General features: G+C 70.9%; 17 protein-coding genes, 2 rRNA genes and 1 riboswitch. Of the genes, 15 read left to right on the plus strand and 4 right to left on the minus strand.

Annotation, left to right across the window (positions count from 1 at the left end; all coding sequences use genetic code 11):
• The 12 genes from G3I42_RS13930 to G3I42_RS13985 form a co-directional block, all read left to right on the plus strand.
• Positions 1-392: ribosomal RNA gene (locus G3I42_RS13930) — 23S ribosomal RNA — on the plus strand; the annotation flags it as partial.
• A 103-nt stretch (positions 393-495) separates the two neighbouring features.
• Positions 496-612, plus strand: a 5S ribosomal RNA gene (gene rrf, locus G3I42_RS13935).
• Positions 613-786: 174 nt separating this feature from the next.
• Entirely contained in the window at positions 787-1,395 is a 609-nt protein-coding gene (locus G3I42_RS13940) for a CDP-alcohol phosphatidyltransferase family protein (protein WP_164285855.1), read from the plus strand.
• Between the two features lie 66 nt (positions 1,396-1,461).
• Positions 1,462-3,957, plus strand: a complete 2,496-nt coding sequence (locus G3I42_RS13945; RefSeq protein WP_164285857.1) for a mannose-1-phosphate guanyltransferase — start codon at positions 1,462-1,464, stop codon at positions 3,955-3,957.
• A 206-nt stretch (positions 3,958-4,163) separates the two neighbouring features.
• The gene (locus tag G3I42_RS13950) at positions 4,164-5,117 is read left to right on the plus strand and encodes a DUF881 domain-containing protein (protein ID WP_164285858.1); all 954 of its coding nucleotides are present in this window, start codon (positions 4,164-4,166) and stop codon (positions 5,115-5,117) included.
• Entirely contained in the window at positions 5,114-5,446 is a 333-nt protein-coding gene (locus G3I42_RS13955) for a small basic family protein (protein ID WP_008749169.1), read from the plus strand. Before G3I42_RS13950 ends, G3I42_RS13955 begins: the two co-directional genes overlap by 4 nt.
• 7 nt (positions 5,447-5,453) lie before the next feature.
• Positions 5,454-6,371 carry a DUF881 domain-containing protein gene (locus G3I42_RS13960; protein WP_164285860.1) on the plus strand — a complete coding sequence of 306 codons (918 nt, stop codon included), beginning with the start codon at positions 5,454-5,456 and terminating at the stop codon, positions 6,369-6,371.
• A 147-nt stretch (positions 6,372-6,518) separates the two neighbouring features.
• The gene (locus G3I42_RS38420; RefSeq protein ID WP_203606783.1) at positions 6,519-7,385 is read left to right on the plus strand and encodes an FHA domain-containing protein; all 867 of its coding nucleotides are present in this window, start codon (positions 6,519-6,521) and stop codon (positions 7,383-7,385) included.
• 18 nt (positions 7,386-7,403) lie between these two features.
• Positions 7,404-8,159: a MerR family transcriptional regulator gene (locus G3I42_RS13970; protein ID WP_203606782.1), complete on the plus strand. Its 756-nt coding sequence runs from the start codon at positions 7,404-7,406 to the stop codon at positions 8,157-8,159.
• A 241-nt stretch (positions 8,160-8,400) separates the two neighbouring features.
• Positions 8,401-8,874 (plus strand): bifunctional nuclease family protein, encoded by a 474-nt coding sequence (locus G3I42_RS13975; RefSeq protein WP_007829529.1) that lies wholly within the window; start codon positions 8,401-8,403, stop codon positions 8,872-8,874.
• 191 nt (positions 8,875-9,065) lie between these two features.
• On the plus strand, positions 9,066-9,680 hold the full coding sequence (locus tag G3I42_RS13980; RefSeq protein WP_343244540.1) for a MerR family transcriptional regulator: 615 nt from the start codon (positions 9,066-9,068) through the stop codon (positions 9,678-9,680).
• 148 nt (positions 9,681-9,828) lie between these two features.
• Positions 9,829-11,199 (plus strand): DNA polymerase IV, encoded by a 1,371-nt coding sequence (locus G3I42_RS13985; RefSeq protein ID WP_164285864.1) that lies wholly within the window; start codon positions 9,829-9,831, stop codon positions 11,197-11,199.
• Between the two features lie 37 nt (positions 11,200-11,236).
• On the opposite strand, the gene G3I42_RS13990 is transcribed toward G3I42_RS13985, so the two are convergent.
• Positions 11,237-11,608 (minus strand): PRC-barrel domain-containing protein, encoded by a 372-nt coding sequence (locus G3I42_RS13990; RefSeq protein WP_164285866.1) that lies wholly within the window; start codon positions 11,606-11,608, stop codon positions 11,237-11,239.
• Between the two features lie 143 nt (positions 11,609-11,751).
• Positions 11,752-11,851, plus strand: a riboswitch (glycine riboswitch).
• A 189-nt stretch (positions 11,852-12,040) separates the two neighbouring features.
• On the opposite strand from G3I42_RS13990, the gene gcvP reads away from it, so the two are divergent.
• On the plus strand, positions 12,041-14,926 hold the full coding sequence (gene gcvP / locus G3I42_RS13995) for an aminomethyl-transferring glycine dehydrogenase (RefSeq protein ID WP_164285868.1): 2,886 nt from the start codon (positions 12,041-12,043) through the stop codon (positions 14,924-14,926).
• 151 nt (positions 14,927-15,077) lie between these two features.
• On the opposite strand, the gene G3I42_RS14000 is transcribed toward gcvP, so the two are convergent.
• Positions 15,078-15,281, minus strand: coding sequence for a DUF5999 family protein (locus tag G3I42_RS14000; protein ID WP_031000226.1), 204 nt, complete (start codon positions 15,279-15,281; stop codon positions 15,078-15,080).
• 254 nt (positions 15,282-15,535) lie between these two features.
• On the minus strand, positions 15,536-16,132 hold the full coding sequence (locus tag G3I42_RS14005; protein WP_164285870.1) for a hypothetical protein: 597 nt from the start codon (positions 16,130-16,132) through the stop codon (positions 15,536-15,538).
• Positions 16,133-16,677: 545 nt separating this feature from the next.
• On the opposite strand from G3I42_RS14005, the gene G3I42_RS14010 reads away from it, so the two are divergent.
• Entirely contained in the window at positions 16,678-18,171 is a 1,494-nt protein-coding gene (locus G3I42_RS14010) for a glutamate--cysteine ligase (protein ID WP_164285872.1), read from the plus strand.
• 130 nt (positions 18,172-18,301) lie between these two features.
• Here G3I42_RS14010 and G3I42_RS14015 read toward each other — a convergent pair whose 3' ends face one another.
• A complete protein-coding gene (locus G3I42_RS14015) occupies positions 18,302-20,068 on the minus strand; it encodes a substrate-binding and VWA domain-containing protein (RefSeq protein ID WP_164285874.1) in 1,767 nt (588 codons plus the stop codon).
• Positions 20,069-20,392: 324 nt separating this feature from the next.
• Here G3I42_RS14015 and G3I42_RS14020 point away from each other — a divergent pair, with 324 nt between their 5' ends.
• Entirely contained in the window at positions 20,393-21,193 is an 801-nt protein-coding gene (locus G3I42_RS14020) for a type II CAAX endopeptidase family protein (RefSeq protein WP_164285876.1), read from the plus strand.
• The last annotated feature ends 11 nt before the right edge of the window (positions 21,194-21,204 follow it).

The following is a 21,204-nucleotide window of genomic DNA, read 5'->3' on the forward strand; positions in this document are numbered from 1 at the left end:
CTCGTCGCATCCTGGGGCTGGAGTCGGTCCCAAGGGTTGGGCTGTTCGCCCATTAAAGCGGTACGCGAGCTGGGTTTAGAACGTCGTGAGACAGTTCGGTCCCTATCCGCTGTGCGCGTAGGAATATTGAGAAGGGCTGTCCCTAGTACGAGAGGACCGGGACGGACGAACCTCTGGTGTGCCAGTTGTTCTGCCAAGGGCATGGCTGGTTGGCTACGTTCGGGAGGGATAACCGCTGAAAGCATCTAAGCGGGAAGCCTGCTTCGAGATGAGTGTTCCCACCTCCTTTGAGAGGGTAAGGCTCCCAGTAGACGACTGGGTTGATAGGCCGGATATGGAAGCCCTGTGAGGGGTGGAGTTGACCGGTACTAATAGGCCGAGGGCTTGTCCTCAGTTGCTCGCGTCCACTGTGTTGGTTCTGAAACCACGAACAATCACACACTGCCCCCGCATTTGATGTGCGGTGTGGCGGGGTGGTTGCTGGTTTTATAGTGTTTCGGTGGTCATAGCGCGTGGGAAACGCCCGGTTACATTCCGAACCCGGAAGCTAAGCTGCGTAGCGCCGATGGTACTGCAAGGGGGACCTTGTGGGAGAGTAGGACGCCGCCGAACAATATTTGTGGGGGAAGCCCCGCACCATTCATTTGGTGCGGGGCTTTTCCGCGTTCAGGACCAGGCCGGCTCCAGGGGCGCGTCGCTGTCAGCGGGACCCCTCACGCCGTAGCGCCCGGGGCACCCGGTAAAGTCGGGCTGCACTGTTGACGGTTCCCCTCAGGAGGCCCCCGGGTGGAGGTCCAGGAGACCGCGGTCCAGACGGATCGGGTACTCACCATTCCCAACATCCTCAGCGCGGCGAGGCTTGTCGGCGTCCCGCTTTTTCTGTGGCTGATCCTCCGCCCCGAGTTCGGGGGGCCGCAGAGCGATGGCTGGGCACTCCTCGTACTCGCGCTGAGCGGGATCAGTGACTACCTCGACGGAAAACTCGCCCGCCGGTGGAACCAGATCAGCAGCCTCGGCCGGGTCCTCGACCCCGCCGCCGACCGGCTCTACATCCTGTCCACCCTGGTCGGTCTCACCTGGCGCGAGATTCTCCCGCTCTGGGTCACCTGCGTTCTCCTCGCCCGTGAGCTGCTGCTGGGCGTCATGGTGCTGATCCTCCGCAAGCACGGATTCCCGCCGCCCCAGGTGAACTTTCTCGGGAAGGCGGCTACGTTCAACTTGATGTACGCCTTCCCGCTGCTGCTGCTCAGTGACGGAAGCGGATGGCTCGCTTCACTGGCGGCGATTTTCGGATGGGCGTTCGCAGGATGGGGTACAACCCTGTATTGGTGGGCAGGAATCTTGTACGTGGTGCAGGTCCGCCGGGTCATCAAGGCGGCGGCCACGGCCGACTGAAGCCGTTCTCCTGAAGAGGCGGCCCGTTGGTATTCGATCCGTCTCTTCGAGGAGGACACTCCCGATATGAAGGCCGTTGTGATGGCCGGTGGTGAAGGCACCCGGCTTCGCCCCATGACCTCCAGCATGCCCAAACCACTGCTCCCGGTCGCCAACCGGCCGATCATGGAGCACGTGCTGCGGCTTCTCAAGCGGCACGGTCTCACCGAGACAGTGGTTACCGTGCAGTTCCTGGCCTCGCTGGTCAAGAACTACTTCGGCGACGGCGAAGACCTCGGGATGGAGCTGAGTTACGCCAACGAGGAGAAGCCGCTCGGCACAGCGGGGAGTGTGAAGAACGCCGAAGAGGCGCTCAAGGACGACGCTTTTCTCGTCATCTCCGGCGACGCGCTCACCGACTTCGACCTGACCGACCTCATCAATTTCCACAAGGAAAAAGGCGCCCTCGTCACGGTCTGCCTCACCCGGGTCCCCAATCCGCTCGAATTCGGCATCACCATCGTCGACGACGAGGGAAAGGTCGAGCGCTTCCTGGAGAAGCCGACCTGGGGACAGGTCTTCTCGGACACGGTGAACACCGGCATCTACGTCATGGAGCCCGAGGTCTTCGACTACGTCGAGGCCGACACCTCTGTCGACTGGTCCGGTGACGTCTTCCCGCAGCTCATGAAGGAAGGCAAGCCCGTCTACGGCTACATCGCCGAGGGCTACTGGGAGGACGTCGGCACCCACGAGAGCTACGTCAAGGCCCAGGCCGACGTCCTCGACGGCAAGGTCGACGTCGAACTCGACGGCTTCGAGATCTCCCCCGGCGTCTGGGTCGCCGAAGGCGCCGACGTGCACCCGGACGCCGTACTGCGGGGGCCCCTCTACGTCGGTGATTACGCCAAGGTCGAGGCCGGCGCCGAGCTGCGCGAACACACCGTCGTGGGCTCCAACGTCGTCGTCAAGAGCGGTGCCTTCCTCCACAAGGCCGTCCTCCACGACAACGTCTACATCGGCGAGCACAGCAACCTGCGCGGCTGCGTCATCGGTAAGAACACCGACATCATGCGCGCGGCCCGCATCGAGGACGGCGCCGTCATCGGCGACGAGTGCCTCGTCGGCGAGGAATCGATCATCCAGGGCAATGTGCGGGTCTACCCGTTCAAGACCATCGAGGCCGGCGCCTTCGTCAACAACTCCGTCATCTGGGAGTCGCGCGGCCAGGCGCACCTCTTCGGCGCCCGCGGCGTCTCCGGCATCCTCAACGTCGAGATCACCCCCGAACTCGCCGTCCGCCTCGCCGGTGCCTACGCCACCACGCTCAAGAAGGGCTCCACGGTCACCACGGCACGCGACCACTCGCGAGGGGCCCGCGCCCTCAAGCGGGCCGTGATCTCCGCGCTCCAGGCGAGCGCCATCGACGTACGCGATCTGGAGAACGTGCCACTGCCCGTGGCCCGGCAGCAGACCGCGCGGGGCAGTGCGGGCGGCCTCATGATCCGTACGACCCCGGGCGTGCCCGACTCCGTCGACATCATGTTCTTCGACGGGAACGGCGCCGACCTCTCGCAGGCCAGCCAGCGCAAGCTCGACCGCGTCTACGCCCGCCAGGAGTACCGCAGGGCCTTCCCCGGCGAGATCGGCGACCTGCACTTCCCCTCCAGCGTCTTCGACTCCTACACGGGCTCGCTGCTCCGCAACATCGACACCACCGGCATCAGCGAATCCGGGCTCAAGGTCGTCGTGGACGCCTCCAACGGCAGCGCCGGGCTCGTGCTGCCCAGCCTGCTCGGCAAGCTCGGCGTCGACTCGCTCACCATCAACCCCGGGCTCGACGAGTCCAGGCCCACCGAGACCGCCGACACGCGGCGCGCCGGCCTGGTCCGGCTCGGCGAGATCGTGGCCTCCGCGGGGGCCGCCTTCGGGGTGCGCTTCGACCCGGTGGGGGAGCGGCTCTCGCTCGTCGACGAGAAGGGCCGCATCGTCGAGGACGACCGTGCGCTGCTCGTCATGCTCGACCTCGTCGCCGCCGAACGCCGCAGCGGGCGCGTCGCGCTCCCCGTGACGACGACCCGTATCGCCGAACAGGTCGCCGCCTACCACGGCACCCAGGTCGAATGGACGATGACCTCGCCCGACGACCTCACCCGCGTGGGCCGCGAGGACGGGACGATCTTCGGCGGCGACGGCCGGGGCGGCTTCATCATCCCCGAGTTCAGCAGCGTCTTCGACGGCACCGCCGCCTTCGTACGGCTCATCGGGCTCGTCGCCCGCACCCAGCTCACCCTGAGCCAGATCGACGCGCGCATCCCCCGGGCCCACGTCATCAAGCGCGACCTGGCCACCCCGTGGGCGGTCAAGGGCCTCGTCATGCGGACCGTCGTCGAAGCCGCCGCGGGACGGTCCGTCGACGTGACCGACGGGGTACGTGTCGTGGAGTCCGACGGACGGTGGGTCATGGTCCTCCCCGACCCCGCGGAAGCGGTCACCCACCTGTGGGCCGAGGGCCCCGACGACGAGTCGGCGCAGGCCCTGCTCGACGAGTGGGCGAGCGTCGTGGACAGCGCCGGGCACTGACCCGGTTCCGGCGGAGGCCGCACCACCCGGACGCGAGGCGTACCGGGTGGTGCGGCCTCCGCCGTCGTTCCGCGACGTACTGACACCTCGTGAAGAAGCGGGCAGGGCGGGCGGAGACTCACTCTTGCGGGTGAAAGAGGACACCCGGGCGCATCGCCGGTGGGGCCATTCGGAGGAACGGCCCCCGACATGCGACGATGTGCGGCATGTCGCAGCAGCCCCCCACCCGAGGCGGTGCCCCCTCCCGGCGCCCGGACGCCTCCATGTCGCTGCTGACGAACGTCATGGATCACAGCCTCGACGACGGCTACGCCGAGGCCGCCGCCCGCAAACGCGCGGCCGGAAGCGCCGCGGGGCTCCCGCGCACGCTGCGCGGCCGGCTGCTGCTCGGCCTCGGTCTCGTCCTCGCCGCCCTCGTCGTGACGGTCGGAGCCTCGCAGGCCCGGGAGAGCGCTCCGGTGCTCGCCAAGGAGCGCGAGGAACTCATCGACCGCATCAACGATGAGAGCGACGCGGCCGACCGGCTGGAGAAACACGTCGAGTCCCTGCGCGACGAGGTCGGCCGGCGCCAGGACGCGGCGCTCAAGGACAACGGCACGGACCGCGTCCGGCTGCTCGGCCTGCTCTCCGGGGCGAGCGCGGCCCAGGGCCCCGGAATCAGGCTCGTCGTCGACGACGCGGCCTCCGCGCAGAGCAGCACCGGCGACGGGCCCCGGCAGACCACCGACTTCTCCGACATCGGACGCGTACGGGACCGCGACCTGCAACGCGTCGTCAACGGCCTGTGGGAGTCGGGCGCCGAGGCCGTCGCGGTCAACGGCCAGCGTCTCACCGCGCTCTCGGCGATCCGGGCCGCCGGGGAGGCCGTGCTCGTCGACAACAAACCGCTCGTGCCGCCGTACACCGTCCTCGCCCTCGGGGACGGGCCGCGGCTGAAGGACCGGTTCCAGGGGAGCGTGGACGGCCAGTACCTGAACCGCTTGCACAAGGACTACGACATCCGGGTGAAGCTCTCCGCCGAGGACTCCCTGCGGGTCCCCGCGGCTCCGGCCGTACGGGTGCGCTCCGCCCGGCCGGACACGGAGGCGGGGAAGCAGCCGGGAGCACAGCCGAAGACGCAGTCGAAGACAGCGAATCCAGCAGGGAAGGGCACATCGTGATCGCCGTACTGGGCCTCGTCGTCGGGGTGGTGGTGGGACTCTTCGTCCGTCCCGAGGTGCCCGCCGTCGTCGAGCCTTATCTGCCCATCGCCGTCGTCGCGGCGCTCGACGCCGTCTTCGGCGGCCTGCGCGCGATGCTCGACGGCATATTCGACGACAAGGTCTTCGTCGTCTCCTTCCTCTCCAATGTCGTCGTCGCCGCGCTCATCGTCTTCCTCGGCGACAAGCTCGGTGTCGGCGCCCAGTTGTCCACGGGAGTCGTCGTCGTGCTCGGCATCCGCATCTTCTCCAACGCGGCAGCGATCCGCCGACACGTCTTCAGGGCGTGAGCGCACCATGAGCGAAACGCCCGACGAGCGACCCGGCGAACCGCCCCGGGAACGGGCCGACCAACCGCCCCGGGAACGCCCCGGCGAGCTGCCCGAGGAACAGCCGCGGGCACAGACCGGCGAAGAAGACGGGAAGCGGACGGCGGAGCAGCGTGCCGAGACGGCCCCGGAACCGCCCCGCGCGCCCGCGGGGGCGGGTGCCGGGCTGACGGGCCGTCAGCGGCTCGTCAAGGGCCTGTGGCCGCCGCGCGTGACTCGCGCGCAGCTCACCGTCGCGCTGCTGCTCTTCGTCCTCGGCCTCGGTCTCGCCATCCAGGTGCGCTCGCACAACGACAGCAGTGCGTTGCGCGGGGCACGTCAGGAAGATCTTGTTCGTATTCTCGATGAACTGGATGACCGTACTCAGCGTCTGGAAGACGAGAAGCAGAGTCTGGAGAGCCAGCGCACGGAGCTGGAGAACAGCTCGGACCAGGCGGAGGAGGCACGGAAACAGACCGTGGAGAAGGAACGCCAGCTCGGCATCCTGGCCGGCACGGTCGCCGCGCAGGGGCCCGGGATCACGGTGACGGTCGAGGACCCGAAGCACCGGGTCAAGGCCGACATGCTCCTCGACACCATCCAGGAGTTGCGCGCGGCGGGGGCGGAGGCGATCCAGATCGGTGACGTCCGGGTCGTCGCGAGCACGTATCTGACCGATGAGGGCAAGAGCGTGCGGATCGACGGGCACAAGGTCGAAGCCCCGTTCCGGTTCAAGGTCATCGGCAAGTCGCAGGACCTGACGCCCGCGCTCAGCATCCCGGGCGGGGTCGTGCAGACTCTGGAGAAGGAGCAGGCCACGGTAGTGGTGCAGGAGGAGAAGAAGATCGTCGTGGACGCCTTGCGGCCCGCGAAGACGCCCGATTACGCTCAGTCGTCCTCGCGGTGAGGCGAAGGGCATGACGATTGGCGCGCGAGGGCAGGAGGAAGCGGGGGGTCGACGCGCCGTCAGAGGGGCGCGTAGGGAAAACTGTCCGGTGGTCGTGGGCCTCGTGGAGATGTCCCGGACAGTCAGTGAGAGCAATGAGGGTTCGTCCTGCCCCACGGGCGGGTCTGTTTCGGTCAAGGGGAATCGCCCGTGAGTTTTTTTTCGAAGTTGTTCGGCAGGAACAAGCGCGAGGACGGTGCCGCCGCGCGGCACCGCGCCCGTCCCGGCGAGGAGGGGGAGCGCCCGCTGTTCCGTGACGAAGTTGCTGGTCCGGCTGGTGGTACGCAGGGTGGTCCGGGCGCGTCGGCTGTTGACCCGGCCACCGCGGGCCGCATAGGTTTCGGGGAACCGTCAACCTCAAGTTCGGGTGGAGGGTTCGCCCGCGACTCGTATGCGTCGAACGCTCCCGCGGGACAGCAGGGTCAGGAGGACTCGTCCATGGGCTTTCTGGTGTGTAGCAGGTGCGGTCATCAGAACCCACAGACCGGCCGCTTCTGCTCCAACTGCGGGGCTCCGCTGCGCCCGGGCGCGGTGCCCGAGCGTGCCTCGGAGACCACGTCGACGATCTCCATCTCGGGTCTTGAGGCGTACGACCCCGAGGCCACCGGACAGACGGCGCTGCCCGCGCTCTCCCCGGAGGCCCAGGCGGCCGTGGACGCCCTGCCGCTCGGCTCGGCGCTCCTGATCGTGCGGCGCGGCCCCAATTCGGGCAGCCGCTTCCTGCTCGACGGGGAGCTGACCACGGCGGGCCGTCACCCGCAGAGCGACATCTTCCTCGACGACGTGACCGTCTCCCGGCGGCACGTGGAGTTCCGGCGGGAGGCCGACGGCACCTTCACGGTCGCCGATGTCGGCAGTCTCAACGGCACCTACGTCAATCGCGAGCGCATCGACTCGGTCGTGCTCGCCAATGGCGACGAGGTGCAGATCGGCAAGTACCGGCTGGTCTTCTACGCGAGCCAGCAGGCACTCTGACCCGCGAGAGCAGGGGCCATGGTGGACAGAGCGAGGGGCGGTGCCGGCCTTGACGGCACCGCCGCCGAGCGGACCCGCCCGGTGGGCACCACCGCCGAGCGGACCCGTTCGGTGAGTATCGGGGCCGTGCTGAACATCCTCCGCGAGGAGTTCCCCGAGGTCACCATCTCCAAGATCCGCTTTCTGGAGTCGGAGGGGCTCATCGAGCCCCAGCGCACTCCTTCCGGGTACCGGAAGTTCACCCCGCGGGACGTGGAGCGCCTCGGCCACGTCCTGCGGATGCAGCGCGACCACTACCTTCCGCTCAAGGCGATCCGTGAGTACCTGGACGCCGTCGAGCGCGGTGAGCGCCCGGCGGCACCGCTCGTCGGGCGGCAGAGCGGCCCGCCGCCGCGCGACGAGGTGACCGTGAGCCGTCTCGGCCGCGCCGAGCTGCTGGCCGCGGCGGGCGTGGACGAGGCGGAACTGGCCGCCTGGGAGTCGTACGGGCTGGTCACCCCGCTCCCCGACGGGTACTACGACGCCCGCCTCGTGCGCGTCGCCCGGCTCGTCTCGAAGCTGGGGCGGCACGGGATCGAGCCGAGGCACCTGCGGGCGACCAAGGCCGCCGCCGACCGCGAGGCGGGACTTGTCGAGCAGGTCGTCGCCCCGCTCGTGCGCCACCGCAACCCGCAGACGCGCGCGCAGGCGGAGGAGCGCACCCGCGAGCTGGCCGATCTCGCGACGGGGCTGCACACCGCGCTGGTCGAGCTGGCCCTCGACGTACGGTCCTGAGCGCGACCGGGCCGGCACGCACCGTCCCGAGCGAGGCCCGGCCGGGCACATGCCGTTCCGTGCGCGGCGGGTCCGGCGCCTGCGGGCCCGGGCGAAGCCGCTTCGGCAGGCGTGCGTGCCCGGTCCGTACCGGTTCGCGCGAGAGTTTCCTTACGGGACCGCTGCGCCTTTCGGCCCCGTGCCTCCCTGCTCGTACGCCCCCGACTACCCAAACCGGCCGGGGACGACCTAGGGTTGGTGTGTGAATGAGCTCGACGTCGTAGGTGTCCGGGTCGAAATGCCCTCCAACCAGCCGATCGTGCTCCTGCGAGAAGTGGGAGGCGACCGGTACCTTCCCATCTGGATCGGTGCCGGCGAGGCGACGGCCATCGCCTTCGCCCAGCAGGGGATGACCCCTGCCAGGCCGCTGACGCACGACCTCTTCAAGAACGTGCTCGAAGCCGTCGGCCAGGAGCTGACCGAGGTCCGCATCACCGGCCTCAAGGACGGCATCTTCCACGCGGAACTCGTCTTCGCCAGTGGTATCGAGGTCAGCGCCCGTCCCTCCGACGCCATAGCGCTCGCGCTGCGCACCGGCTCGCCGATCTACGGTGCGGAGGAACTGCTCGACAGCGCGGGGATCGCGATCCCCGACGAGCAGGAGGACGAGGTGGAGAAGTTCCGCGAGTTCCTCGACCAGATCTCTCCCGAGGACTTCGGGACCAATAGCCAGTGAAGCCCGCTCCGGGCCCCCGACTCCCGTGGAGAACCGGGGGACGGGCGGGCATTCGGCTAGCCTTACCCCCACACACTGCGCGGTAAACCACTCTCCGGGGGAATATCACCCGGCGTGCCCAGCGTGGCGATCGTTGACGCACCCCTGGTGACTGCCTACCGTCATGTGCCAGGTCGAGGACGGAGGTCGGCGTGAGAAGCAGCGGCGACAGCAGGGTGGGGGGCGTTCCCGGACTACGCCCGAACGGCGAGGCTCCCCTGCCGCTGCGTGGGGGTGCGCAGGGACCGCAGGCGATCGTGGCCGCGCCCGCGGTGGGGTACCGGGGGCCGACGGCGTGTGTGGCGGCGGGCATCACGTACCGCCAGCTCGACTACTGGGCGCGTACCGGGCTCGTGGAGCCGAGCGTGCGTGCCGCGCAGGGCTCCGGGACCCAGCGGCTCTACAGCTTCCACGACGTCGTGGTCCTGAAGATCGTGCGGCGCTTCCTGGACACCGGGGTCGCGCTCCAGAACATCCGCGGCACCGTGCAGCACCTGCGCCACCGCGACCCCAAGGACCTGGAGGGGATGACCCTCATGAGCGACGGGGCGACGGTCTACGAGTGCACGTCGTCCGAGGAGGTCGTCGAACTGCTCCAGGGCGGCCAGGGGATCTTCGGCATCGCCGTGGGCGTCGTGCAGCGTGACGTCGAGGCGGCGCTCGCCCAGCTGCACGGTGAGCGGATCGACGCGGGGGAGACCGTCGTCGGGGGCGGCGAGGCCGTCGGGGACGAACTCGCGGCGCGGCGGCGCAACCGGGCGGTGTGAGGCCCGGGACCTCGCGGGACCTCGCGGAGCGGAGGCGGGTGGCCGGGTGGCCGCCCGCCTTTCCCGTGTGTGCGGGGTGCGCCGGACGCGAGTCCCGTCCCGGCCGTCCGTACCGGGCGTTGTCAGTGGGGTGCGCGAGCATGGGGGTGTGAGACGTGCCCCGACCGTGCTGCATCTGGACATGGATGCCTTCTTCGCCGCCGCCGAGCAGGCGGCGAAGCCGAGCCTGCGCGGGAAAGCGGTCGTCGTCGGGGGGCTCGGCCCGCGCGGAGTCGTCTCCACGGCCTCCTACGAGGCACGCGCCTTCGGGGTGCACTCGGCGATGCCGACGGCGCAGGCGCGCCGCCTCGCGCCGAACGCCGCTTACCTCTTCCCGCGCTTCACGCTCTACCGGAGCGTGAGCGAGCAGGTGATGGAACTGCTCGGGGCGCTCTCGCCGCTCGTGGAACCGCTCAGTCTCGACGAGGCGTTCGTCGATCTGGAGGCGGGGGGCGCGGCCTTCGACGCGGAGACGGCGCGCGCGGTGGGGGAGCGGCTGCGGGCCGACATCAAGGCGCGGACGGGGCTGACGGGCTCGGTGGGCCTCGCCGCGTCGAAGATGCTCGCGAAGATCGGCTCCGAGCGGGCCAAGCCGGACGGCCTCGTGCTGATCGAGCCGGGCACCGAACGCGCCCTGCTCGCGCCGCTCTCCGTGCGAGTGCTGCCCGGCGTCGGCCCCGCCACCGGGGACCACCTGCGCCGGGCCGGGATCAGCACGATCGGGGAGATCGCGGAGGCGGGCGAGGACGAACTCGTACGGCTGCTCGGGAAGGCGCACGGCGCGGGGGTGTACGCGATGTCGCTCGCGCGCGACGAGCGGCCGGTCGTCGCCGAGCGCGAGGGCAAGTCGGTCTCGGTCGAGGACACCTACGACCTGGACATCCACGACCGGGTACGGGTACGGGCCGAGGTCGCCGCCCTCGCCGACCGCTGTGTGGGGCGGCTGCGGGCGAGCGGGCGCTCGGGGCGGACCGTGGTGCTCAAGGTGCGGCGGTACGACTTCTCGACGCTGACGCGCTCCGAGACGCTGCGCGCGCCCACGGACGACCCGGCCGTGGTGCGCGAGGCGGCGGCGCGGCTCCTGGAGCTCGTGGACACCACGGGCGGGGTGCGGCTGCTCGGGGTCGGGGTCTCCGGGCTCGCCGATTTCACGCAGGAGGTGCTGTTCGCGCGGACGACGGCGGGCGAGGAGCCCCTCGCCCGGGCCCCGGAACCCGTCCTGGTGGCGGCACCCGTGCCCGTACCGTCCGCACCGCCCGTGCCCCAGTGGCGCCCGGGCCAGGACGTCGTGCACGGGGAGCACGGACCGGGATGGGTGCAGGGCAGCGGGCTGGGGCGGGTCACGGTGCGCTTCGAGACGCCGTACGACGAGCGCCCCGGACGTGTACGGACCTTCGCCGTCGACGATCCGGACCTGAGCGCGGGGGAACCGCTCCCGCTGGTGCGGGGGACGGATCAGAACGAGGCGCGGGCGCGGTAGGCGGGGATGCGGTTGGGAATCCTCGGGCAGGGGGCGCTCAGGCGTCCTCGCGGCCCGCGATGCGCCCGAACTCGACGTCCTCATGGGGTTCCGGGGGGCTCGCGTCGAGGCCGTAGTGACGGTAGAGCCGTAGCTCCTGCTGCGGGGAGAGGTGACGGCCGACGCCGAAGTCGGGCGCGTCCTTGACGAGGGCGCGCGCGAAGGGGACGCGCAGGACGCCCGCGACGAGCTGGCTCGGCTCCAGGGGGACGAAGGCGTCCCGGCTGAAGAGGCCGGTGCGTATCGCCGCCCACTCCGGGATTCCGGTGGCGTCGTCGAGGTAGACCTCGTCCACGGTGCCGATCCTGGCACCCTCGCGGTCCACCGCCTTGCGACCGATCAGGGCGTGCGGGTCGATGTCGCTCTCCACGGCACCTCCTGGTGTCGGCGCCCGCGCTGCGGGGCCGTAGGGCTCGTACTCCTACGTAAAGGCACTTCCGCCCCGGCGGCCACTCGGCGCCCCGCCGCCCCTGACCCGCCCGGCGCGCCGCTGGTACGCTGGCCAGTGGCTGCTGACCCTGTGCGGGAGAGTGCCCCGGAACGCGAGACCCGGGGACGCCGAAGGAGCAAATCCTCCCCGGAATCTCTCAGGCCCCTGTACCGCGCGGGCGAGGTCACTCTGGAAAGCAGGACGCGTCCGGCGGCTGTGCGGGGCGACGGTCCTCACCGACGGTGAAAGCCTTCACGGGCGCGTGCGCCCGTGAAGGTGAAGCTCTCAGGTCCGGATGACAGAGGGGGAGGCCGTCCGGGTACCCGCAGGTGGTATCCGGTGCAGGTCGCGCCGACCAGGAGGCCCCCGCAGATGACCGTCCACCGCACCCCGCTGACCCGGCTGGAAGAGGGCACGCCCTTCGCCCGGCGCCACATCGGGCCCGACGCCGAGGCGCGGGCGAAGATGCTCGCTCAGGTCGGCTTCGGCTCGCTCGACGAACTCACCGCCGCCGCCGTGCCCGAGGTGATCCGCTCCGCCGAGGCGCTCCAGCTCCCCGCCGCGCGCACCGAGGCCGAGGTCCTGGCCGAACTGCGCGCCCTCGCCCGGCGCAACGAGGTCCTGGACTCCATGATCGGCCTCGGCTACTACGGCACCTTCACGCCGCCGGTCATCCTGCGCAACGTCATGGAGAACCCGGCCTGGTACACCGCGTACACCCCGTACCAGCCGGAGATCTCGCAGGGCCGCCTGGAGGCGCTGCTCAACTTCCAGACGATGGTCGCCGACCTCACCGGACTGCCCACCTCGGGCGCCTCGCTGCTCGACGAGGGCACCGCCGCCGCCGAGGCGATGGCGCTCTCGCGGCGCGTCGGCAAGGTCAAGAAGGGCGTCTACCTCGTCGACGCCGACACCTTCCCGCAGACCGTCGCCGTGCTGCGCACCCGCGCGGAGCCGACGGGTGTCGAGGTCGTCGTCGCCGACCTGTCGCAGGGCCTGCCCGCCGAGTACGCGGAGGGCGGCGTCACGGGCGTCCTCCTCCAGTACCCGGGCGCCTCCGGGGCCGTACGGGACCTGCGCCCCGTCATCGAGCAGGCGCACGCCGTCAACGCCGTCGTCACCGTCGCCGCCGACCTGCTCGCCCTCACCCTGCTCACCTCGCCCGGCGAGCTGGGCGCGGACATCGCCGTCGGCACGACGCAGCGCTTCGGCGTCCCGATGGGCTTCGGCGGCCCGCACGCCGGCTACATGGCCGTCCGCGAGGCGCACGCGCGCAGCCTGCCGGGCCGCCTCGTCGGCGTCTCCGTCGACGCGGACGGCGACAAGGCGTACCGCCTCGCCCTCCAGACCCGCGAGCAGCACATCCGCCGTGAGAAGGCGACGAGCAACATCTGCACCGCGCAGGTCCTCCTCGCGGTCATGGCCGGGATGTACGCGGTCTACCACGGCCCCGAGGGGCTGCGCGCGATCGCCGAGCGGACCCACCGTTACGCGAGCCTGCTCGCCGCCGGGCTGCGCGCCGGGGGCGTCGCCGTCGCCCACGGCGAGTACTTCGACACCCTCACCGTGACCGTCCCGGGGCGCGCCGACGCGATCCTCGCCGCCGCCCGCGAGCAGGGCGTCAACCTCCACCGCGTGGACGCGGACACGCTCTCGCTCGCCTGCGACGAGACCACCGACCGCGCCCGCCTCGCCGCCGTCTGGGCCGCCTTCGGCGTCACGGCCGACATCGAGGCGCTCGACGCCTCGACGGGCGACGCGCTCCCCGAGGCGCTGCGCCGCACGAGCACGTACCTGACCCACCCGGTCTTCCACGCGCACCGCTCCGAGACGGCGATGCTGCGCTACCTGCGCTCGCTCTCCGACAAGGACTACGCCCTGGACCGGGGCATGATCCCGCTCGGCTCCTGCACGATGAAGCTCAACGCGACGACCGAGATGGAGCCGGTCACCTGGCCCGAGTTCGGCTCGCTGCACCCCTTCGTGCCGGTCTCGCAGGCGCAGGGGTACCTGGAGCTGATCCGCGAGCTGGAGGAGCGGCTGGCCGAGGTCACCGGGTACGACAAGGTCTCGCTCCAGCCGAACGCCGGTTCGCAGGGCGAGCTGGCCGGGCTGCTCGCGGTGCGCGGCTACCACCGCGCGAACGGCGACACGGCACGTACCGTCTGCCTCATCCCCTCGTCGGCGCACGGCACCAACGCCGCCTCCGCCGTCATGGCCGGGATGAAGGTCGTCGTCGTGAAGACCGCCGAGAACGGCGAGGTGGACCTCGACGACCTGCACGCCAAGATCGACAAGCACCGCGACGAGCTGGCCGTGCTCATGATCACGTACCCCTCGACGCACGGCGTCTTCGAGGAGCACGTGGCCGACGTCTGCGCGGCCGTGCACGAGGCCGGCGGCCAGGTGTACATCGACGGCGCCAACCTCAACGCCCTCGTCGGCCTCGCGCGGCCCGGGCACTTCGGCGGCGACGTCTCGCACCTCAACCTGCACAAGACCTTCTGCATCCCGCACGGCGGCGGTGGCCCGGGCGTCGGCCCGATCGGCGTCCGTGAGCACCTTGCCCCGTACCTGCCCAACCACCCGCTCCAGCCGGCCGCCGGTCCGGAGACGGGCGTGGGCCCGGTCTCGGCCGCTCCCTGGGGCTCGGCCGGCATCCTGCCGATCTCGTGGGCGTACGTGCGGCTCATGGGCGGCGAGGGGCTCAAGGAGGCCACGCAGGTCGCCGTGCTGTCGGCGAACTACATCGCCAAGCGCCTGGAGCCGCACTTCCCCGTGCTCTACACCGGTCCCGCCGGGCTCGTCGCGCACGAGTGCATCGTGGACCTGCGCGAGCTGACGAAGACCACGGGCGTCACCGTCGACGACATCGCGAAGCGCCTCATCGACTACGGCTTCCATGCCCCGACGATGTCCTTCCCGGTCGCGGGGACGCTCATGATCGAGCCGACCGAGAGCGAGAACCTTGCCGAGCTGGACCGTTTCTGCGAGGCGATGATCGCGATCCGCGCCGAGATCGACAAGGTCGCGGCCGGTACGTGGCCCGCCGAGGACAACCCGCTGCACAACGCTCCGCACACCGCGCGGGCGCTCGCGGGGGACTGGGAGCACGCCTACGAGCGGGCCGAGGCGGTCTTCCCCGGCCACGTCGACCCGACGACGAAGTACTGGCCGCCGGTGCGCCGCATCGACCAGGCCTTCGGCGACCGCAACCTCGTGTGCTCCTGCCCGCCGCTGGACGCCTACGAGGACTGAGCGAGGCTGCCGGCGGGGGCTGGGCGGGGCCGCGGCCGAGGTTGGGCTGCCGCCGAGGGTGCTCGACTCCCCCCATGGGAAACGCGGGGCCGGTACGGAGATCGTCTCTCCGTACCGGCCCCGCGCCGTTGCGCCGTTCCGCCCGGGTGGCTCAGGCCGCGGTCGTCACCGTGCCCGCCGTCGGGCGGTGCGGGGCGATGACGCTGCCGTCGGGGAGGAGTTCGCCGGTGTCCTCGAAGAGCAGGACCCCGTTGCACAGCAGGCTCCAGCCCTGCTCCGGGTGATGGGCGACCGGCAGTGCGGCGTCCCGGTCGGCGGAGAGGGCGGTGGGGCAGGGTGGCTGGTGCTGGCACATGGTTCGGGTCTCTCGCTGGCTCGTGGGGCTCGGCCGGCTGGTGAGGCCGGCGGGTTCCTCGATGGTCATGACCGCATCCCCCGTATCGGTTGCTGGTCGCAAGTCTTCCCCTGGGAGGCCGCTTCCGCAGGGATTTCGCGGGAGCGGGCCTCTTCGGACAGGGACGCTTCACCCGTGCGGGCGGTTCACTGAACGGCCTTGCCCGTTCGGGTGGTTCGCTCTAGTCCGCTGGGACTACGGGGGTGGGGCTGCCGTCAGGCGAGGCTGTCGAGCAGCCCGGCGGGGGACGCCGGAGGTGCCAGCCTCCGTTCGAGTACGGGCAGGAACTGGGCTGCGCGCAGCGGCAGGTACGCGGTGAAGCCGGGCGGGGCCGGGGCGAGCGGTACCAGCAGGTCCTGCTCGCCGAGCGCGCTCTCCGCCGACATGTCGGCGACGTCGGTGTGCAGCCACAGCATGAGCATGTAGAGGGCGGGGACGGAGAGCAGCCGTGCCTGGTACGGCGTGTTCAGGGCGTCCGCCTCGTGCATGGCCCGGTCGGCGGCGTTGACGTACGGGCCCTCGAAGAAGTGCGAGAAGGTCCAGCCGTCCGCCGTGAGCCGTGCCTCGCCGACCGCGAGCGGGCGATCGCCGTTGCGAACGGTGAAGCGCCAGGAATTCAGGCGGGTGCGCCCCGCCGAGCGGGGGGCGGTGGGGTCCAGGACGTGCACCGGAAGGCCCGGCTCGGCGATGAGCGGGCCGCGTGCGGTGCGCAGCGCGGGGGTGGGGGCCTCGTGGACGGCGGTCGGCGATGCCAGGGCGGTGCGGACGCTGCGCAGGCCGGCCGCGGGGGCAGGCGGAAGGTGCAAGGGCATGGGCGGGAGCCTCTCTCGTGCGACAGGCTGGTGGAGCGGGCGGTGGTACGACGGCTCTGTCCGCTCGCGCGCCACGGAGGATGCTCTCGACTCCCGGCGCGCAAGCGCCAACTCTCCACCTCGTGCGCAGAGTTTATACGATGCGTGTTCGCGCGGGGTTTCCGCTAGCTGTCGCGCTTATTGCGGGCAAGTCACTATCCGGTCTTTTCCGTGAAGGTTTCACCATTGATTTCCCGGGTACCGCGCCAGTGACCTCGGCATGTGCCCTTGGCGTGGTCGTCCGGTAGCCGTCGGCGATATTCACCAGGACCGCCGGGAGATCACTGGGAGATCGGCGGGAGATCGGCGGGAGGAAAAGTTCCGTGAATCCTGCTGCGCGCCTCGCTTTGCCTTGCCATGCCCTTGGAATGTGCCGTGCGCGGCGGCGGACAGCCTATCCGCAATGAGCCGTCCGCGGGGCGTTACGGATCAGCGGGCCGGGGCATCATCCACCGTGGACCTCGTGGCCGGAGCACCCGGCCGCCCATCCAGGAGGGGACACTTCGATGGGGGAGAAGGTCGTGGCGGGCATATTCGACCTGTCCGACCGCCGACGCTACCGGGCGAAGTTGCGGCAGTGTCTGGACGGTCTGGAGCGACTTCTGCGGGAAGGGCGCTTCGACCGCCCGAAGAACCTCATGGGCCTGGAGATCGAACTCAATCTCGCGGGCCCCGACGGTCTTCCCCGAATGGTCAACGGGGAGGTGCTCGAACGCATCGCGAGCCGGGATTTCCAGACCGAGCTGGGAATGTTCAATCTTGAGGTCAATATCGCCCCGCACCGCCTCGGGGGCCGGGTGCTCGACCAGCTCGCCGAAGAACTCCGCACGGGTCTCGCCTACGCGCACCGGCAGGCCGCGCAGCGGGACGCGGGCGTATTGATGATCGGTATTCTCCCGACGCTCGGACAGGAACACCTGGTGGAGGCGAATTTCTCCGCCGTCGACCGGTACACCCTGCTCAACGAGCAGATCGTCAACGCGCGCGGCGAGGACTTCAGCCTCGACATTGAGGGTACCGAGCACCTCTCGTGCACCACCGGGTCGATCATGCCGGAGGCCGCCTGCACCTCCGTGCAGTTGCATCTGCAAGTGACGCCGGAGCGGTTCGCGGGGGTGTGGAACGCGGCGCAGGCGGTGACGGCGGTGCAGATCGCGGTGGGGGCCAACGCGCCCTTCGTCTTCGGGCGCGAGCTGTGGAGCGAGTCGCGCGTGCCGCTCTTCGAGCAGGCCACCGACACCCGGCCGCCCGAACTCGTCGCGCAGGGCGTGCGACCGCGTACCTGGTTCGGGGAGCGGTGGATCGACGGGCCGCTCGAACTCTTCGAGGAGAACTTGCGCTACTTCCCCGCGCTGCTCCCGATCTTCGACGACGAGGACCCGGGAAAGGTCATCGACGGGGGAGGGGTGCCCGGGCTCGGCGAACTCTGCCTCCACAACGGCACGGTGTACCGGTGGAACCGGCCCGTCTACGGCGTCGCCGACGGCGTACCGCACCTGCGTGTCGAGAACCGGGTCCTGCCCGCCGGGCCCACCGTCACCGATGTCGTCGCCAACGCGGCCTTCTACTACGGTCTCGTCCGCACGCTCGCCGTGCAGAGCCGGCCGGTGTGGACGCGGCTGCCGTTCGCCGAGGCGGAGCGCAACTTCGCCGAGGCCTGCCGCCACGGGATCGACGCGCGGCTGCGCTGGCCCCGGCGGGGGCGCGGCGGGCTCACCGAAGTGGACGCGGTCACGCTGGTGCGCGAGGAACTGCTGCCGCTCGCGGCGCAGGGGCTGGACGCCTGGGGGGTCGATCCGGCGGACAGGGACCTGTATCTCGGGGTGATCGAGGAGCGCTGCCGGCGGCGGGTGAACGGGGCCTCGTGGCAGGTGGCGGCGTACCGGGCGGGCCGGGAGCGGGGCCGGGAACGGGGGGAGGCGCTGGCCGCGATGACGCGGCGGTACGCCGAGTTGAGCCGGGCGGACGAGCCGGTGCACCTGTGGGGGGTACGGGGCTGAGGGGGCCTTCGTGCGAAGGGCGGGCCCGGGCCGGGTTTCCCTCCGCGTCCACCCCCGGCCCGCCCCGCCCTGTGGCCTGCCCCAGCGGGGGCAGGCCACAGGGCGGGGCGGGGAAGGTGCCGGCGCCGGGTCAGCGCTGCTGTTTGCCGCCCGCCTCCACGATCGCGTTGTTGATGACCTCGTGGATCTGGGCCGGGTCGTCGACCTTGAAGCCGGAGCCCCCGGTGGCCGAGCCGATCGCCTTCACGTCGTCCCCGACCGCCTCGGGGCCGACGGCGATGCCCACGACGGGGAGCGGGTGGGCGGGGTCGGTGAGTTCCCTGAGCTTGGTGAGGAGGCCACCGCGGGTGAGCGAGCCGGGGTCCTCGTTGGTGCCGTCCGTGAGCAGGACGACCGCGTTGAACTTGTCCGGCGCGTAGTTCTCGCTCGCCTGCCGGTACGCGGCGAGCGTCGTGTCGTAGAGCCCCGTCGCGCCGCCGGCCTGCGGCTGGAGCGAGCCGAAGGCGGCGGTGAGCTTGTCGCGTTGGGTGGCGCCCTCGCCCTTGCGGGCGCCGAGCCGGTCGGTGGGGACCAGTTCGCGGTAGTCGCGATTCCCGTCGAGCCGGGTCGAGAACTCCCACAGACCGATGTCGTCGGCGGGCGTGAACTGGGCGAGGGCCTGGAGGAGCGACGCCTTGGTCACGTCCATCCTGCTCTGCCCCCGCCCTGGCACCGGCTCGGCCATCGAGGGCGAGGCGTCCACCACGACGAGCAGCCGCGCGCTCTGCACGGTGATGGTCCACATCCCGCGCGTCTCCTGGAGGGCCTTCGCCGAGGGCGGCTCGGCCGTCGGCGCGGTGTACGGCTGCGGCTCGCGGGCCCCGGCCGCCTCGGCGACCCCCTGATCGGCCTTCCCGTCCTCCGGCCGGAAGCCGGCCGCGCGCAGCAGGCGTTGCCCCCGGCTCTCCTTGAGAAAGGTCATGAAGCGGACGGCGGCCCGGCTCTGTTCCGTGCTCAGCTCGGTGTTGTCCGGGACGACGTAGGGGTAGTCGAGGGCGGGGGAACCGCCCTCGGGGTAGAAGAGGTCGAGAGCGCCGTCGCTTTCCTCGTTGCGGGTGTACGCGCGCTGCTCCGTGAGGATCAGGGCGTCGTTGCGCTTCGGATTGCCCGACTCGGCGCCGGAGTCGTCGCGGGCGAGCGTGTCGAGCAACTGCGAATCGCTGTCGACGGTGCGTTCGGCGAGGATCTTCGCCGCGGCGGCCACCTGCGCGCTGCCGCCCTTGGCCTTCCCGGCCTGGCCGGCGACTTCGGTGAGGGCGAGGAGACCGGTGGCGCTGCGGGCGGGGTCGGCGCTGCCGAGCCGCAGGGAGTCCCCTTGCGAACCGGCGGCGGCGAGCTGCGCCCACGAGTACGTCTTCTTCGGCCAGCCCAGGCTCTTCGCGGCCTTCCCGGTCATCCCGACGGCGACGGGGGTCGAGGCGATGGCGCCGGTCGGCGAGACCCGTGAGGAGTTGCCGCCCGAGTTCGCCTGGTCGACCCACATGCTCGCGTCGGGCACCCAGGCCTGGAAACCGGGGTCCTTGCCGTCCCTGAGACGCTCGGCGACCTTCGAGGAGTCCTCGGCGGCCACCTGGACGTCCAGGCAGTTCCCGTCCGAGGTGACCTTGTGCTCCTTGGCGTAGTGGGCCGCCTCCCGCAGCGCGGGGGCGATGTCGGGGGAGGCGCTGACCTTCAGGTCTACCGCGTCGTCCGCGCAGTTCCCCACGAGGGGTATCAGGCCGCTCCGTACCGCGATGCCCGTTCCGGCGACGACCGCCACGACGAGGACCGTGGCCAGTGCGACCGTTCTGCCCCGGCCGCGGCTCCTCGGTCTGCTGCGGGTGCCGTACTCCTCCTCGGCCGCCTTGTGACGTCCCATACCGGTGGTGCCCTTCTTTCCTTCTCGCTCTCAGGCGCGGCGGCCGTGGCGGGCCCGCCGGCGCCACACGTGCTGTCTCCGTCGTGCGCGTGCTGACTCGTGCGGTGGAACGGGGGCGGTCGCCCGGCCGCGCGGGACCCCGTGATCCCACAGGGACTCGTGGTCCCCTGAAGGCGGCCCGGCGAGACGCCGGACGGGTTCGGGCGGCGGCGGGGGTGGAGCGCCGGCGCGAACCCCGGATGTGCGTGCGAGCCCTGGGGCTCGGTCGGCACCCTAGCCGGGCGATGATGAGGATGAGGCAGGATCGGTCGACTGGAGGCAGCTGTGCCCGTTGAGGAGGGCCTGGTGGCCGGAACTTTTCCCGACGAAGGGTCCGCGAGACGAATTTTCCGTAACGAGACGCTGCTCGTCCTCGCGCTCTCGCTCGGCGCGAGTGGCGTTTCGGCGCTGATCAGCTTCATCGGCTCGGTGACCCGGCCCGGGGGTCTCAAGGACCAGGCGGCCACGATGAACGCCTCGGCCGCGCCCGGGCGTCCGTGGCTGGATCTGGCATGGCAGCTCTTCGGGATCGCGAGCGCCCTCGTCCCGGTGGCGCTCGTGCTGCACCTGCTGGCGCGGGAGCGGGCGGGTGGCCGGGACCTCGGCTTCGATCTGCGCAGGCCCTGGACCGACCTGGGGCGCGGCGCCGTGGTCGCGGCGGTGGTCGGCAGTGTGGGCATCGCCTTCTACCTGGGGGCGCGCGGCCTCGGCTTCAACCTCACGGTGGTGCCCGAGGCGCTGCCCGCCGTGTGGTGGAAGTACCCCGTGCTGGTGCTCTCGGCGGTGCAGAACGCCGTGCTCGAAGAGGTCATCGTCGTGGGCTATCTGCTGCGCAGGCTGGGGCAGTTGGGGTGGAGCCCGATGGCGGCCCTGCTCGCCAGTTCGGTGCTGCGCGGCTCGTACCACCTGTACCAGGGCATCGGCGGCTTCTTCGGGAACCTCGCGATGGGGGTGCTCTTCGTGCTCCTGTACCGCAGGTGGGGGCGGGTGGGGCCGCTCGTCGTGGCGCACTCCTTCCTGGACATCGGCGCCTTCGTCGGCTTCGCGCTGCTCGCGGGCCGGGTGGACTGGCTGCCGACGGGCTGATGGGCGGCGAC

The sequence above is a fragment of the Streptomyces sp. SID11385 genome, assembly GCF_010548245.1.
Classification (GTDB): domain Bacteria; phylum Actinomycetota; class Actinomycetes; order Streptomycetales; family Streptomycetaceae; genus Streptomyces.